At 40.9% G+C, this 16,707-nt stretch carries 16 protein-coding genes and 1 riboswitch; of the genes, 6 read left to right on the top strand and 10 right to left on the bottom strand.

Translation table 11 applies throughout. From position 1 onward, the window contains the following. Positions 1-528: a SprT family zinc-dependent metalloprotease gene (locus tag PR766_RS09585; protein ID WP_154632655.1), complete on the top strand. Its 528-nt coding sequence runs from the start codon at positions 1-3 to the stop codon at positions 526-528. Between the two features lie 31 nt (positions 529-559). On the opposite strand, the gene PR766_RS09590 is transcribed toward PR766_RS09585, so the two are convergent. The 3 genes from PR766_RS09590 to hcp form a co-directional block, all read right to left on the bottom strand. Further along, positions 560-1,630: a magnesium transporter gene (locus tag PR766_RS09590; RefSeq protein WP_006660726.1), complete on the bottom strand. Its 1,071-nt coding sequence runs from the start codon at positions 1,628-1,630 to the stop codon at positions 560-562. Between the two features lie 73 nt (positions 1,631-1,703). Then, a riboswitch (M-box (ykoK) riboswitch) is annotated at positions 1,704-1,876 on the bottom strand. Between the two features lie 347 nt (positions 1,877-2,223). Continuing rightward, positions 2,224-3,228 carry an NADH oxidoreductase gene (hcr, locus tag PR766_RS09595; protein ID WP_006661133.1) on the bottom strand — a complete coding sequence of 335 codons (1,005 nt, stop codon included), beginning with the start codon at positions 3,226-3,228 and terminating at the stop codon, positions 2,224-2,226. 51 nt (positions 3,229-3,279) lie between these two features. Further along, on the bottom strand, positions 3,280-4,932 hold the full coding sequence (gene hcp / locus PR766_RS09600) for a hydroxylamine reductase (protein ID WP_154636229.1): 1,653 nt from the start codon (positions 4,930-4,932) through the stop codon (positions 3,280-3,282). Between the two features lie 285 nt (positions 4,933-5,217). Here hcp and clcA point away from each other — a divergent pair, with 285 nt between their 5' ends. Further along, complete coding sequence (clcA, locus tag PR766_RS09605) at positions 5,218-6,606, top strand: H(+)/Cl(-) exchange transporter ClcA (protein WP_006660723.1); 1,389 nt, start codon at positions 5,218-5,220, stop codon at positions 6,604-6,606. A gap of 53 nt (positions 6,607-6,659) precedes the next feature. On the opposite strand, the gene tehB is transcribed toward clcA, so the two are convergent. The 5 genes from tehB to PR766_RS09630 form a co-directional block, all read right to left on the bottom strand. Continuing rightward, positions 6,660-7,547, bottom strand: a complete 888-nt coding sequence (gene tehB / locus PR766_RS09610) for an SAM-dependent methyltransferase TehB (protein ID WP_036968188.1) — start codon at positions 7,545-7,547, stop codon at positions 6,660-6,662. 112 nt (positions 7,548-7,659) lie between these two features. Continuing rightward, the gene (locus PR766_RS09615) at positions 7,660-8,739 is read right to left on the bottom strand and encodes a linear amide C-N hydrolase (RefSeq protein WP_006661130.1); all 1,080 of its coding nucleotides are present in this window, start codon (positions 8,737-8,739) and stop codon (positions 7,660-7,662) included. 225 nt (positions 8,740-8,964) lie between these two features. After that, positions 8,965-9,738 (bottom strand): hypothetical protein, encoded by a 774-nt coding sequence (locus PR766_RS09620; protein ID WP_036961790.1) that lies wholly within the window; start codon positions 9,736-9,738, stop codon positions 8,965-8,967. A 278-nt stretch (positions 9,739-10,016) separates the two neighbouring features. Next, complete coding sequence (locus PR766_RS09625; protein WP_006660719.1) at positions 10,017-10,595, bottom strand: YceI family protein; 579 nt, start codon at positions 10,593-10,595, stop codon at positions 10,017-10,019. Between the two features lie 13 nt (positions 10,596-10,608). After that, on the bottom strand, positions 10,609-11,166 hold the full coding sequence (locus PR766_RS09630; RefSeq protein WP_006661126.1) for a cytochrome b: 558 nt from the start codon (positions 11,164-11,166) through the stop codon (positions 10,609-10,611). A 432-nt stretch (positions 11,167-11,598) separates the two neighbouring features. Here PR766_RS09630 and PR766_RS09635 point away from each other — a divergent pair, with 432 nt between their 5' ends. Continuing rightward, positions 11,599-12,228, top strand: a complete 630-nt coding sequence (locus PR766_RS09635; RefSeq protein ID WP_006660717.1) for a glutathione S-transferase family protein — start codon at positions 11,599-11,601, stop codon at positions 12,226-12,228. A 155-nt stretch (positions 12,229-12,383) separates the two neighbouring features. Here the strand turns inward: PR766_RS09635 and PR766_RS09640 are convergent, their stop codons facing one another. Next, positions 12,384-13,004: a malonate decarboxylase holo-ACP synthase gene (locus PR766_RS09640; protein WP_006660716.1), complete on the bottom strand. Its 621-nt coding sequence runs from the start codon at positions 13,002-13,004 to the stop codon at positions 12,384-12,386. A gap of 223 nt (positions 13,005-13,227) precedes the next feature. On the opposite strand from PR766_RS09640, the gene PR766_RS09645 reads away from it, so the two are divergent. Further along, entirely contained in the window at positions 13,228-14,205 is a 978-nt protein-coding gene (locus PR766_RS09645) for an FUSC family protein (protein ID WP_006661125.1), read from the top strand. A 56-nt stretch (positions 14,206-14,261) separates the two neighbouring features. Here the strand turns inward: PR766_RS09645 and PR766_RS09650 are convergent, their stop codons facing one another. Then, entirely contained in the window at positions 14,262-14,954 is a 693-nt protein-coding gene (locus tag PR766_RS09650) for a DAPG hydrolase family protein (protein ID WP_154636228.1), read from the bottom strand. Between the two features lie 104 nt (positions 14,955-15,058). Between PR766_RS09650 and PR766_RS09655 the strand changes: the two genes are divergently transcribed. Then, entirely contained in the window at positions 15,059-15,694 is a 636-nt protein-coding gene (locus PR766_RS09655; protein WP_036975185.1) for a TetR/AcrR family transcriptional regulator, read from the top strand. 88 nt (positions 15,695-15,782) lie between these two features. Next, positions 15,783-16,424 carry an NAD(P)-dependent oxidoreductase gene (locus PR766_RS09660; protein ID WP_036961729.1) on the top strand — a complete coding sequence of 214 codons (642 nt, stop codon included), beginning with the start codon at positions 15,783-15,785 and terminating at the stop codon, positions 16,422-16,424. Positions 16,425-16,707 lie beyond the last annotated feature (283 nt).

A 16,707-nucleotide genomic window follows, 5' to 3' on the forward strand; every position in this document is an offset into this window, starting at 1 on the left:
ATGAAAACGATCAGAGTCCCCATCATGCTCCAGCAGCGAGTGATGAAAACCTTGCGTGAAAAACTCACGTTAGCAGAGCAAAAACTGGAGCAAACATTTCCAGAGCCCGTCATCAACTATAAGCAACGTGGTACCACTGCTGGCAGTGCCTATCTCAAAGATTGGGAAATTCGCGTTAATCCAACGCTGTTAATTGAAAATCCAGATAATTTCGTGGATGAAGTCATCCCCCATGAACTCGCTCACTTACTGGTTTACCGGGTTTTTGGTCGAAAAGGGGTAGCTCCCCATGGCAATGAATGGAAATGGATGATGCAAAATGTTTTAGGCGTAACCCCGAAACGGACTCATAACTTTGCGGTCACTAGCGTCAAAAGCCGAACATTCCGTTATCTTTGTGGCTGCGACACCATTCACGAGTTGACCATCAGAAGGCATAACAAAGTTGAGCGTGGGGAAAATCAATATTTATGTCGAAAGTGCGGGGAAATTCTTAAGCGAGAGATTGCGTCAGCGGCAGAGAGCTAATTCCCTGCCGCATCAAGAGGTTGGTCCGAACTTAGGCGAACTCCGTCATCACCAATTTAGCGATTTCAAAGTAAATAATTAAGCCAGTCCCATCAATAAATGTTGCAATAAACGGCGCAGAAACTACCGCTGGGTCAACTTTTAATTTTTTCAGAACCATTGGAATAATGGAAGAAACAATCGCACTCCACACGGTGATTGCCACAATCGTTAAACTGACCACGATAGTCACTTCATGACCCACACCTAAAATCCAAGCACGAATTAACGCAGCTGCACCTATAGTAATGGCTACTAAGAACGACGTTGAAACTTCTTTTTTCAGTACCGCGCCGAGGTTACGTAAACTCACTTCGCCCAATGCCATCGCTCTGACAAGGGTCGAGGTGATCTGTGTTCCACTGTTACCACCGGTTCCAATCAATAATGGAATAAAGAATGCCAATGAAATTGCCGCCTCAAGCTGCTCTTCAAATGCTTTAAGTACCGTTCCAGTGTACGCTTCCGCGACAAACAGCATCAGTAACCACACAACACGCTTACGCCACAGAGTGACTGGGCTAGTGGTTAAGTAAGGCTCTTCTAATGGTGTAGTCGCACCCTGCAATTGTGCATCGAGGGTATTTTCATCTTCAATTAATTCAGCGATATCTTGAGGACGTAATACCCCCATCAACTTACCAAACTGAACAACGGGGATCATATCCAAACCACTATGATTAATTAAATCATAAACGTCGTGACGTGATTGTTCAGGAGAAACAGAGAAATAATTGTGGCGCATAATGTCCGACACTAATAAATCTTCTGATGCGGCAAGTAATGATTTAACGGACAAAATTCCATTTAAATAGTTTTCACTATCTACGACAAATAAATACGTTGGAATTTGTTCGCCATCGAGGTGTTCAATAAGGCTTTTCTTCACACATGCCACAGAGTCTGCAACCGAAACAGGCAAATAAGATTGGCTCATATATGCGTGAACAGTTGAATCATCAATTTTAGTGGGTTGTGTTTGATTAGACTTTTGACGTGCGTCTTTCATTGCGGACTGTGCAATTGCTACTGCACCCGCTTTGTTCTGGGTAGAGAATGTCATTTTTTTGGTCCCTATTACTGTTGTTTACTCAAACAGTACTCACATAGGGGCGAAACCAGATGAGAGAATGCGTTTGCTATCTCTTCGTCTCGGTTTTAGCACTATACAACGTATCCTGCATAAAGCAGGAAGTTACATGGGGATATACCTTCGGTCGATATATCCTGTCCTAATCTTGGGCGTCTCTCGACGTCGTCAGATCAGTAACCTATGTTTGTATAGGAGCCTCGCCTAACGAGATACTGCACTTTGGATGCGGCGCGAATTATACCCACTGAATGCTTAATTTCCACCCTTTTACTGTGCTCTTTTTTTAATAGCCTCCCCTTGTTTAAGTTTTGTTTAAGTTAATGTGTATCAAGAATTCAGCGTGTAACCATTTGTAACTTTAATGGGAAATTATATTATTCATAATATATAAAGTGATAATAACGTAATGAATTATCGGCTTATTTTTAATTATATTTCGAAACGCAAACAAGCCGATTAATAAACAAAAAAGTCGATTAATAAACAAAAAAGCCACCTTATTTATATTTAAAATAAGGTGGCAATGAATGAGGCATTCTCAAAATGATATTATCGAAAACTCATTAAGCGATTTCTGTGTCGCCCTGTAATTGACAACTGCACGCTAAAACATATCCATTAGCAATTTCGTCTGCCGTTAATGTCATCGTACTACTGGTTGTATAATTACCTGAGAGTACTTTGGTTTTACAGCTACCGCATACACCAGCACGGCATGCTGCGATCACCGGCTGTTTGTTTTGCTCTAGTGCCGACAATAATGACGTTCCGACTGGGACGCTAAAATTGACTAAACGATGACGAATTTTTAAGTTAAGCACCTCTTCACTTACCGCTTCATCACCGCCAGTGGTAAAACGTTCCATAAAGAAATGTTCCACTGGCACACCTAATGCTTTGGAAAACTGCTGAACATTTTTCATATAAGGAACGGGTCCACAGGTCATCACCACTCGCTCATGAATATCCGGCACTAACTCCAGCAATTTCTCTTGGCTTAAGCGACCTTGTGCAACTCCCCCGTTATCCGGTGTTTCCGGCATGATGCAAAGCTGTAAACGCTGAGGATATTGTTGAACCAATTTTTGCCATTCATTCGCAAAGATAACCTGCTTTTCATCACGAACATTAAACAGCACTTTGACATTTGTTTCTGGTCGATTCGCCATCAACCAGCGGGTCATCGACATAATCGGAGTGACACCGCAACCTGCCGCCAGCATTAAGTATTGGTTGCTTTGCACATTTGCACAGGTAAATTCACCTTGCGCCTCAGATAACCACAGGTAATCCCCTGGTTTCACTTCCCCCGTCAGCCAACAAGAGCCTGCACCCTCGTCTAATCGCCTCACGGTAATGGAGATAAAACGGCTTTGTCCCGGAGATGAAGACAAGGTATAAGCGCGCATGACTTCATCACTGTTTTTGATACTCACGAGCGCATATTGCCCCGGTTCGTATTGGTAAAAATCATGATTAATTAAGTTAATAGTCCAAACATCAGAGGTTTCTTGCACAATTGAGTGAATTTGCATTCTGTTTGGACATAAGCTTGTTGGCATGGTCATGAGTGACTCCTTGCAAGGAGGAAGCCCCTTCCTCCTTGGTTTCCTTCCGTTTTATGCAGGCAGAATTTCCGCCAAATCTTGTTCAACCGTGGTAATGCTGCGCATACCAAATTTTTCATTCAGAATATTCAGCAAGTTTTCAGTTAAGAAGCCTGGCGCGGTTGGTCCGGTATAAATATTTTTCACCCCCAAAGCCAGCAAGGTTAACAAAATAACAATCGCTTTTTGCTCGAACCAAGAAAGGATCAGGCTTAGAGGTAAATCATTCACACCACAACCTAATTTCTCTGCTAGGTTCACCGCTAACATAATGGCGGAATAAGCATCGTTACATTGACCCACATCCAGCAAGCGTGGTAAGCCTTCTAAGGTACCGAAATCCAGTTTATTGAAGCGGTATTTACCACATGCCAATGTCAAGATGAGGCAGTCTTTTGGTACGCTACGTGCGAAATCTGTGTAGTAACTGCGCTCACCACGGCTACCATCACAGCCGCCGACTAAGAATACATGACGCAGTTTTTTCTGAGCCACTAAGTCAATCACTGCATCTGCGGCGCCAAGTAATGTCTGACGACCAAAACCAACAGTAATTTTGTGTTCAATTTCTGTGTATGGGAAACCTGACATTTGCTGAGCTTGAGCAATCATGTCAGCAAAACTGTCTCCTGTGATGTGTTTGACACCCGGCCAGCCCACAATACTGCGAGTCCAAATACGGTCTTTATATTCACCAACATCAGGGTCGATAATACAGTTAGAGGTCATTAATACAGGACCTGGGAATTTGGCGAATTCCACTTGTTGATTTTGCCAACCGCTGCCGTAGTTACCGACTAAGTGTGAATATTTTTTCAGTTCAGGATAACCGTGAGCAGGTAACATTTCACCATGGGTGTAAATGTTGACGCCGGTTCCTTCAGTTTGTTCTAACAGCATTTTTAAATCTTTCAGGTCATGACCTGAAATCAAAATACATTTACCTGCTACAGGGCGTACATTCACTTCAGTTGGCACCGGATGACCAAACTCGCTAGTCTCACCTGCATCCAAAATTTCCATGATTTTGAAGTTCATCACGCCGATAGCCATCGCATTATCAAGCAGCTCATTCATGTCTGCGGGTAACGTTCCTAACCACGCCATTATTTCATGGTATTGGGCATAAATTTGATTATCAAATTGCCCCAGAACGTGAGCATGTTCCATATACGCCGCTGCCCCTTTTAGACCATACAGGCACAGCATTCGTAAACCATGAATATCATCACCAATTTGGGCTTTATCAATATCTAATGCAAATTGTGCCGCTTGTTGTTGCAGTGATTGAATATCTTGCCCTGCTAGTTGCAGGTTAATCAGTGGGTGATTAAATGCCACTGCGCTATTCACAGATAGGCAGTGTTTGACTAATTTATCGCGCAGATAAATCGCTTCACGGGCATAACCGATAATACGTTCAGAATCGAAATTCACGTTAGTTAAGGTCGAGAAAAAGGCACGCGGAGCAAAACTGTCCACATCATGATCGATAATGCCCAATTCACGCGCTACCACTGCACTTGCAGATAGGCTTTGCAGTACCGCGACTAATAAATCTTGCAAGTCTGAAGTTTCAGCGGTTTTTCCGCACATACCTTGCGAATAAGCGCAACCATTGGTTGCTGGAGTTCTAATTGTTTGTTCACATTGCACACAATACATGGAGAAAACCTCTTAAGTTGTATTTCATATACAACATTAAGATTACCCCTTTTATTTAAATAAAAAAGTGCCTTGAGATCCTATCTAACGGTTTGTTGATCTACATTAAGCTTTACTGTAAATAAGAATTATTCAATAGCGTACAATTATCCGTTCTACCTACCCAACTGCATTTTTCACTGGGGTTTCAAAACAGTATTGCTATACTATGAACAATTGTTTTTGTGTATAAGTTACTATTCATAAGTTATTGTTGTTAAATCATTTTAAGAGAATCAAAAAGCGATGATGCAGGCTAATTCGACTCCAAAATCAGACAACAAAACCCATTTTAGTTTTTTACGCCACTTAAAAGAATCTGATAAAACACCACTCAAAGTGCTTGTTTTAGCAGCTATTATTGGTGCTGTCGTTGGACTGATTGGTTCCCTATTTATGCTGGGTACGGAGTGGGTCAGTCATATTCGAGTCTCTTCCGTCAATCAGTATGTCACCAATAAATGGTTGATAATCCCCGCCATGTTCGTTGCCTCCGCGCTGTTAGCTATGCTCGGCTATTATTTGGTCAAGCGCTTTTCCCCAGAATCGGGTGGCTCAGGGATCCCTGAAATCGAAGGGGCATTGCAAGATTTACGTCCGGTACGATGGTGGCGAGTAATCCCCGTTAAATTTATCGGGGGATTGGGTACACTGGGTTCAGGCATGGTCCTTGGACGTGAAGGTCCTACCGTGCAACTCGGGGCGAACATTAGCCAAATGTTTTATGATTTATTTCGCCTTAAAGATAATGAATCTCGTCATACATTATTGGCGGCTGGTGCCGCTGCGGGTCTTTCCACCGCATTTAATGCGCCATTAGCTGGAATATTATTTATCATTGAAGAGATGCGCCCGCAGTTTAAATACAGCTTAATTTCCATCAAAGCGGTGTTTATTGGTGCAGTGACTGCCACCATCGTTTATCGGTTGATTAATGGCGAAGCCGCCGTACTGAATATTGGTCAATTCTCAGCAGCCCCAATGGAAACACTGTGGTTATATCTGATTTTGGGCATGCTATTTGGTGTCGTAGGAATTGCCTTTAACCGCTTCTTGCTCTATCTACAAAGCCGGTTTTTAGCGTTTTATCAAAACAAAATCTCACGATTTGTCCTGATGGGTGGACTGATTGGTGGCAGCTGTGGTGCTATCGGTGTATTTGCACCTGAAGTTGTGGGTGGTGGTTATAGCGTTATCCATCAAATGGTGGCTAATAGCTTCACAATCACCCTACTAATGGTGTTTTTTGCGCTGAGATTTTTAACCTCAACAATCAGCTTTAGCTCTGGCGCGCCGGGAGGGATTTTCTCACCATTATTAGCGCTTGGTACACTATTTGGTGGAATTTATGGTTACGCGGCACTTGAACTATTCCCTAACTATTCTATCGAAGTGGGTACTTTTGCGATTGCAGGGATGGGCGCGCTATTTGCCGCCACCGTACGTGCGCCATTGACGGGCATTGTATTAGTCTTAGAAATGACCAGTAACTATCAACTTATCTTACCCATGATTATCACCTGTATTGGTGCCACGATGGTAGCGCAATTCCTTGGCGGTCGCCCTCTTTATTCTGTCCTACTGGAAAAGACATTAGAGCGCAGTGAAAAACAAGCTACCGCCTCAAATGCCTAAAGCAGATGTCAAAATGGGTTGCCTAAGCAACCCATTTTATCTTCAATCAATGACTATTTTTTCTTGGCAATCAGCGTTGCAAAGTTCAGTTTGATTCGGTTACCTTGCGCATCCGTTCTATGCAGATGACCTGGGTTTTCATTGTATTTTAAAATTTCCCAGTCTTGATAATACTGCTGCAATTCACCCGGTTTTAAGAAGCACGTGAATGGCACCCTATCCAGTGGTGCATCTGGCGTTTCTACCGCACATACCACGATGTTAATTCCGCCAGATAGCGTGTGTGATTGCATATCAGCCACAATATCAGCGATTTTGTCCCGTTGCAGGAACATCAACACCACCGTCGAAATAATCAGGTCATAATCACCTTGGATTTGGTGAGTATTAATGTCATATAAGGCGGTATGGATATTTTCAATACCCGATTGCTGTTTAACCGTTTCAATAGCTTGAATATGATTTTGGTTAATATCAACGGCGGTAACATCATAGCCTTGCTGAGCAAGGTAGAAACTATTGCGACCACGACCAGAGCCTAAATCCAAAACCTTACAAGGTTTAGCCAAGTTATTCTCACAAAGATAACGAACTTCTGAATGCGGGATACTGAGGTCATACTGCTTATAAAACGCGATTTCAGGTCGGCATAAAAAAGAGAGCTGGCAACGTACATCATCACTACAATCAGCAATACGATGCCAGACTTGCGGCTGGATCACTGGAGGCTGATTTTGTGTATCGAATGTAAATTTCTGCTCACTACCATCGTCACCAAAAATAATGAAATCGAGGGAACCTTGTAACACCTTCAATTGAGCGAACGTATCTTCTTTGGTGTTATGGCGGTCTTGAAACATTAATGGAATAGAAGCCTTGTCCCAAACAGGCATCGTTTTGTAGCACACTAAATCAGTCATGGAATCACCCTTAAGTTGCATTTTAAATACATCTTATGACGTTGAATTGAATAGTGCAACGTTTTCATGAATTGAAAAATGATGAATTGATATGTATCAACCCCCTGACATTCAGGAGGTTGATACCAAGATGTTAATAACCCAACTGTGCTGCACTCAACCCTAAAAATTCAAACGGTTTAGCATCAACATATTGCGCCGTCGCATCTCCTGAATAGATATGGCTTTGCTCTTCACCTAACTCTAATTTTTTCACTTTTCCAGTATCGCTGGAAAAATCAATTTTCTTTAAATCTGTCCAAAAGATATTCGGTGTTAATGCAGATTCGAAGAAGTAAAGTTGACGCTTATGGTCAACCAAAGTACGCCAACGAGTTGAAGAGATCTCTGGGGATTGCTCTGAACTTAGACCATAAGGAACTGAAACATTGCGGATCACCCCAAACACACTCGCAACCGCTTTATTCGGTGTGGTTTTTTGTGGAATCGCATTGATATAGAACTGTGCTCGAGCAAAACGATCCGCTGAGCGGTTCGTTCCAGGTAACATCACCGTTCCACCAATCCCTTGCCAGTATTCTTGCATCGCTAGCTGTTTATCATAGGTTGGTGAGTTTGTCATAACTTGGTATTTACGACTATGGTGAATAACTTGTTTGCCATCAATGTATTCGATGATCGCACTGTCGCCACTGGCATCCGAAAGGGATAAATGCAGTGTTGCTAAGCGATTTTGTCCCGGCACTTTATCCGTGGCGACAATCAATGGTGTTTTTTCTAATGCGGCAACGGCTTCCTCGACAGTGGCATAATTATCCAACATATATTGTGCCCACAGTGAAATAGAGAGTGCAGGCTTTTTATTGTCGAGCTCTGGATATTTAGATTCAGCCAACCACAACAAGTTAGCGACTAACCCTTTCTCGTTGATGCCATCTGTTGTCGAAATATCGTAACCTGAGGCAATCACGCTGCCATATTTGGATTTCCATTTGAGTGATTGAGGTCCTGCCACGCCATTTCGTTCCATGCCACGTGGGAAAATCCATAAATTGGTACCGATATCGTATTTCCAATCCATGGTTCTGCCAGTCATGATCTGCTGGTCTTCCCCGAGATAAACAACTCGAGTACAAGCCTGAGAAACCATGGCTGGAACATAGATTGCGGCGATGGTTAAGAGCGTAACAATGCTTTTCTTCACAAATCGCATCTTGCCTCCAAATGGTATTAAATTGATAGCGTAGCTAAGCCACACAAATGATAGACCACGCGAATAAAAATCCGACATTGATTTATGCAGTATATCGCTTTAGGGGTGCTATTTGAGCATAGATATTGCAACAAAATGCAACAAGGATTAACACCCTATACCAAACTCGATGAGTTTTACAGTGTGTTAATCCTATCAGTAATTCATTGCAGAGGTAGTTAGTAACTATTTTTTCGCAGGAGAGAACCAAGAACGCAATAATGCCGCTTTAGTCTGAGTGTCTGGAATGCTCAATGCCGAGTCATATAGACTGATCGAGATTTGGCATACTGTGGCTGGCGATTTTTTCCCTGCATTCACATCAACCAACATCGAAACATCATTTCCATACTTGGCGGTTAACTCAGCCCTGAGAGCCCCCATCATTTGTTGGTATTTTTCTGGGGATAACGGTGCATGCTCCTTGCCTGCTTCACTGGAAATCAGTAATGCATTAATCGCACTGACTTGTTTTAGCAATACATCTTGGCTTTTCTGAGGAGGGATAATGTCTGCAGAATCTCTTAATTGCGGAAATAATGCGTCGTAACACATTTTCCCTGATGGATCTTGTTCTAACAATGACTTGATATTATCGTTTACTTTCGCAGTGAAGTTAATGACAGTTTCATCAGACGCGTAAGGCATACGCTCCACCACTAATTTCATTGATTGGCTGACAACTTGATCAAGCAGCTGACGACGCAAATCTTCATTCGCAGGATCGTATTGAGACATTAAATGCTCAAAATTCTGATAAGTCATCGGACTCAATTTTTTGATCGTCACTAAAATGGGCAGTTCTTTTTCAACTTGAGCAATTGCTTCGGAGTGAATTTCGCTATTACTTTCCGTCGATAGCACGTTATTGTCTTTACTTAACCAGTAAAAACCCAGCGCAAAAATAATAAAAATAATGCTAACGACTAGTGCGGTTTTGCGTGAACTATTTGTATTCAAAGTGACTCTGCCTTTTAACAATAAAACCAATACTCAACCTAAGCCTACCTGACATTGCTAACCACTAATAACTTTAGTCAGTGTAATAAGACTCAGCAATAAACTCATTACGATTATTTTAGACGTGGACGAGATAATATCGCTATAGGAATAGGCGTAAATATAGAGTAAAAGTTAGGTGTTTAGCACTACGAATCAAGTTAAAAACAAAAAACCGCAGATGCCTATTTAAACATCTACGGTTTAAGAAGTTGATAACAGTGACTCAAAAAAATGAATTACTTAACTTGAACACCTTCAACAGACAGCATTAATTCAACTTCTTGAGATTTTGGACCTAAGTCAGATTTGATATTAAACTCTTTCAGTTTAATGTTTCCTTTCGCTTCAAAACCTGCACGGTAACCACCCCAAGGGTCTTTACCTTCACCCGTTAATTTTGCATCCAATGTGATGGGTTTTGTCACACCATTTAATGTGAAATCCCCTGTCACGAGGTATTTATCACCCTCTTTTTTCACTGCAGTCGAAACAAACTTCGCTTCTGGGAATTTAGCGGCGTTTAAGAAATCAGGGCTACGTAAGTGCTTATCACGCTCTGCGTGGTTGGTATCAATGCTACCAGTTTTGATGGTCACTTCTACTTTATCTTTCGCTGGATCTTTGGCGTCATAGGTAAAGTTACCATCGAAATCTTTAAAGCTACCGTATAACCAGCTGTAACCTAAGTGTTGGATACGGAACTCAATAAACCCGTGCTGCCCTTGTTTATCAAATTGGTAATTTTCTGCCAATGCAGATCCTGCTGATAATAGTAAAGTACCCGCAGCAAGACCTAAAATAGATTTCTTCAACATAACTCTCTCCACGTTATTTATCGGGATTAAAACCCAACATTCTTTTTAAAGTAATATCACCATCTAAGAAATGGTGTTTTAAAGCTGCAAATGCATGCAGAATAGATAACAAAACAACAGCCCAAGCTAAATAAAGGTGAATTTCACCCGCGGTATCAGCCTGTTCTGCTGCGCCTGTAAATAATGCAGGCACATCAAACCAGCCAAATACACTTATTGCTTGTCCATCTGCGGTTGAAATTAAATAACCGCTGATCAAAATCGAGAATAAAATAATATAAATTAAAAGCTGAACCGTAATTGAAGCAAATTTAGTTAATTTACTATAACTTGCTAACGGTTTAGGTGGCGGAGAAATGAATCGCCAAACCACACGAAAAAGCATAATAAAGAATAGCAACATTCCTATGCTTTTATGTATTTCAGGGGCTTGATGGTACCAGGTATCATAGTAACCTAGAGACACCATCCATAAGCCTAATGCAAACATTCCATATACGACAATTGCGACCAACCAATGAATGAGCAGCGACAGATGCCCATAACGCGTGGTGTTATTCTTCCATTGCATAATTTAAAAACCATATAGTTTTAAAGGTAATTACTTGTTTTACCAAGTAGGAATAATCATAAGGTTAATCAGGCTTTATTCCTATCCCAAAGTTAAACAAATATTTTGTCGAAGATATTCAAATAGTATCACCATCATTATGAAATAATAGATGAATTCTATTTTTCTTATTACAAGCGTAAAGCTTTAATAAAGAATCTTCTATTTATGTAAATACATGCCCATAATAAATTTTCTAATTTTTTAATCTGTTGATTCTTTATAGCGCATCTTAATATGATAGATGAATTTGTTATAAATATAGTCCAGCCTTTCTAAAATAAGTAGGCGATTTTTTCTTTTTATGAATAAATCACATTAATCCTTCCCAATCATGATTAAATTGATAATCTATTTATCGGTTACTTATCCATCACTTTAAGAGGCTGACGTATGTATACACTCTGGATTGCTAACAAAAATTACTCTTCATGGTCCTTAAGACCGTGGATCTTATTAAAAGCATTGCAGATCCCTTTTGAAGAAAATCTCTGTTTCTTCGAAAACGGCAAAAGTAGCCACGAAAAATTTCGTCGTTTCTCCCCTTCTGGATTAGTTCCTTGCCTCATCGATGGCGACAAAACTGTTTGGGATTCTCTTGCTATTTGTGAATATGTTGCTGAAGATTTCCCCCAAGTTTGGCCAACAGAAAAATCAGCAAGAGCATGGGCTCGCTGTGCTAGTGCAGAGATGCATTCAGGGTTTACAGCGTTACGCCAACAATGTCCTATGGACGTCATTCGAAATGAACCACTTCCTGAAATTTCCCATGACTTACAAGGAAATCTCAATCGCCTTCAGCAATTATGGAAAGAAGGATTTGATACATTTGGTGGACCGTGGTTAGCAGGAAAGAATTTTACCGCAGTGGATGCATTTTTCGCCCCGATCGCTTTTCGGATCCAGAGTTACCAACTTCCTGTGAATTCACAGACTCAGCAATGGGTCGAACGTATTCTTGCATTACCCGCGATGCAAGCGTGGAAACAATCTGCAGAATTAGAGCCTCACATCCAGCACTAACGTTTTTAATAGGGTTATCACTAACCCTATTAAACCACTAGTTTTACTTGTGTCTTTTTGATTACTAAAAAAACACCTGCACGAGCATCAAAATTAATTTTCGAACAAATAGAACAAAAACAAACCTATAATGTGCTCTTTTCTCCACAACTTGACTATAAATTGTCATCCCATGGATCTGCGGTCATCACATCCCCTGTCGGAGTATGGAGTGTCACCTGATCATTTTTAAACCATTCGGCTAAAGAGAATCCGCCTTTAGGCGTTTCTACATGAATATCAATAGGACAATAAGGTGTATTCGCTTTGATGGCAAACTGCGCAAAGTCTTCTTTTTGCTGCCGTGTTGGGCAGCGGATCACCACATCAAGGTCACAATCCGCCAGCATGCTTTGAATGTCCGTCGCCAACGTGTAAGCACAGCTACCCGTCACTCCCCATTTCCAAGGCCAATTATGCTGTGAAATAAGGAGTAAAACTTGAATAGGGGGCAAAGCAATAAACATCGAACGCTGTAGTTCAATTGAATTTGAAACGAGAGATTCCACATTCATAATGTGAGTAATCGCAGATTTTGAGATTTGAGTAGTAACCCGTTGATGAGGTTTAATACCTCGGATAGCAACCGTGAGTTGGTTATTATCTGCTTTTTCTCGGTACACAATAAGGGGTAGCTTACTATTCCACTGTGTTTTAACCCATTCAGGTAAAGTATCAAGAGGGACATCGCTATTACTACCGACCCAAACAAAATCATGGGGATTAATTATTTGCATTTATTCTTCCTTATCATGACGACAATTGCTCTAGCACCCCGCTATTATGCATTTTTTCTGTTCGATGAATACAATCACTCACATTCAACAGGAATAATTGCACCATAAAGCAGGAAAAAAGATACGTTATTGACGGCTAACATTTGTCTTCACATAACGGTATGTTATCATCGAATACTCTTAATAATTAAAGAGTTAGACAACGAATTTTGAGCATCATAATATGAAGAAAATCCCTGCTATCCATGACGGTATTCTGTTCAGTAGCTGCTTAGTTTTAAGTGCCCTTACTGCACTCGCTCTGATCGATGTTCAAGCCGCAATGTGGGCCGCCTTTTCGACGCTCTATTCATTCAACTTATTTAATGCAGCCAAAGAGTATAAAAATTATCTTTATACTGCATTTTGGTTATGCATGATTTTAGTTGCTATCTATATTGGTGATACCTTGCGCTTGGGAACGGGCTTTTACATTTATCTGGCTATTTTCTCATTCATTTATTATCAGCTTTATGGCACAGACCCCATCATGGATTTAACGATGAAATTCATGATTATTATGTCCACAATTGGTACTATTCTGCCTGAAATATCGAAAAGCCTAACCCTGGGCTTTTTAATTGGCAGTGGCGTAACCCTGATTACTTACTATGTACTCAGCCATAAAATGACTCGTCACTCCATTATTACGCCACTGGTTGTAGAAAAAAATCTATTCACACTACGCAAAAATATTATTCCGCGATCAATGACCTATGCAATCGGCTTGCTATTATCTTTAGCTCTCCCTCGTATGATTGACTTAGGACATTTCTATTGGACATTGCTAACCTTTGTTTTTGTATTACACCCTAAGTCTGAAAGTATCGTGCGTATCACATTCCAACGTGTGGCTGGCAGCTTAATTTCCGTGTTGTTCCTATTTCTCTTATTTAATACGCCGTTGATGCCGTATATCGGACTCATTGCTATTTTAGTCTTCGCATTTTTACTCCCGATGAGTTTCCATCACGGCTATACCTTTATGACTTTTGTTGTCACCAGCTTAATTCTTTCGGTACTCGAGCAAGTGGTTTATTGGCGTCATCCCGCCTACACCTTATTATTTGATCGCGTTCTAGAAACCGCTCTTGGTGGTGCTATCGCTATTATCACCAGTATTATTTTGAAATTATTTAGAGAAAAAAGCCCTGAAAGCTAGCGCTACTTGGAGTTATAACGCTCACTCTCTAGGCTTTATTTATACCTAGCCCTACCTCACCATGGTAATGGTACATTCTCCCCATTTGCGTGCTCACCGTAATACAAAGACGGTAAAAAGCGAGACAAGTAGGTAAATTCGTTATAGCAATGGCGCATCAGCTCTAGCCCTATGTCGTCGGATAACTGTGTTCTTGGGTCGCTAAGAGATGCCCCCAATAAGAAACGACTACGTAATACACAACCAAATGCAGTGTCGCGGACTAAGTGCATCATTTTTCCATCAATAGGATAACCTTGCGAGTCCATTTCAACATGCTCACCAAAGCCAATGGAAGAACACACTGCGCCAGAAATATGTCCATCCTTAATTGCTTTTTCAAAAGCTGAAGCATCAAAAAAGTCGGTCGGCTCTCTAAATTTCAGTTTTGCTGCTACCGGTGGAATAGCGCCGAGAGATTCAACGGCGTGAATGGAAGCACCAATAAAGCTTTCCCCTTTTTTCCATTTTTCATCCCACCCATAATGGGCAACATGGTCATGAGGGTGCCACCATCGAATATGTTGTGTCGTCTCAAAAAAGGTAAACCACCATGCCAACATTCTTCCTTTGCAACCATGCAAATCTGTACGTACTGCCACGGTTAGTAAGCCATTTTCATCTCGTTCAATGCCCATTTCCATGCGTAAAGGATTAGGTAACAATAGCTGGTTAACATCACTTACTGCCCATGTTTGATTTGTCTTCATGATGATCTACCTATATTAATTTATTAGGAAACTTATTTTGTTTCCAAATTAGTTTTAAGCTAAAATGAAACAATGTCAAGCTAGATAGATAAGGTCAGCCATTTATGCCAAATAACACCGAGAGCAAACAAACGCGTGGTCGCCCAAGTGTTCCTGAGGCCATTCTTAAAGAAAAAATCATGAATGCGGCGCTAGATTCGCTACTCGAAGATGGATACCAACTAACCAGTATTGATAACGTGGCTAAGCGAGCAGGCGTCGCCAAAAAAACCATCTATCGATTTATTGAAAATCGCGAAGCGCTCGTAGAAAGAGTGGTTCTTAGCTGGACGGATAGCTTTGTCCCTCTCTTTGAACAAACCGCTACCACTCGGGATGAATTATTTCACTTGTTGCAAAATAACTTAGAACTCATTGGCAAAACCGTCCTTTCCCAAAAAGCCGTTGGACTATATCGCTTGTTGCAAACTGAATTCTTACATAAAGACGTGTTACTCGAAAAATATCAACAAAATGGAATTGAACGTAGTCGTCAATTACTGACTCAATGGTTAGCTCACCACGCTCAAGAAAAAATCATCGCACACCATGATTTTACGATTATCAGTGACCTTATCCTATCCATGGCTATTGCTGAACCATTGAGACAAATTTCGTTGGGGCTTTCCTCCGCAGGGTTAACTTCACCATTGAAGCAACGAATCCAGCATGTCATCGATTTTTGCCGCTCGATAACTTAGAGAAAAACAACCAAATAAATTTTCATGCTCTATACTTTCATTAACATTCATCAAGCCTGTTCAATGAAAAAGGCAGCTGGAGCGAAAAATGAAAATATCTATTCTTGGCGCTACGGGTTTTGTTGGTAAAGCATTGGTCTCGGAAGCATTAATGCGCCAACATCAAGTCACTGCGATTTCTCGCCACAGTAATCAGCTTCCACAACATGCTCATTTAATTGCTGAATCTGGCGATATCTTAGATGTGCCATGGCTAATATCTCGACTTAAAGGTCAAGATGCGGTGATCAGCGCATTTAATGGTGGTTGGAGTAATCCTAATCTGTACAGTGATACTGTTGCAGGCAATAATGCCATTTTAGAGGCTGTTAAAAAGGCAGGCGTAAAACGGTTTGTCGTGGTAGGTGGCGCGGGAAGCCTAGAAATTGCTCCTGGTGTCTTACTATTAGATTCACCTGATTTTCCTGCTAACATCCGACCTGGCGCTCAAGCAGTGAAAGAGTTTAAAACCACATTGGAATCTATTGATACGTTGGATTGGACCTTTGTTTCGCCTGCTGCAATGCTTGAAGCAGGTGCAAGAACAGAAACCTTTCGTCTCGGTGGTAAACAATTATTAATGAATGGCAATACACCGGCAAAAATATCAGTGCAAGATTTAGCCGTTGCTATATTAGATGAAGTGGAGCATCCACAGTTTATACGCCAGCAATTTACAGCAGCATATTAGCGGTCAAAAGGTGGATAGCGAATAAATCATGACAAAATGTATCAATTTATTTGGTAAGCATTAAAACCAATTAAATTATTAACCTCAATAAAATGGGTATATTCGCGTAAGGATAAATATAGTGACTTACTCGTAATAGAACAATTTAAGATTATTATTATTTAAATAAAGTAAATTTTGGCAACCATTATAAATGAGACTTAAGTATTACTCATTCACAGTGAGACAAGCGTTTTATTTAACCTTGAATGTTATAATGCGACACTCACGTTATGATAATTAA

Origin of the sequence: Providencia sp. PROV208 (genome assembly GCF_028479465.1) — a bacterium.
Classification (GTDB): domain Bacteria; phylum Pseudomonadota; class Gammaproteobacteria; order Enterobacterales; family Enterobacteriaceae; genus Providencia; species Providencia alcalifaciens.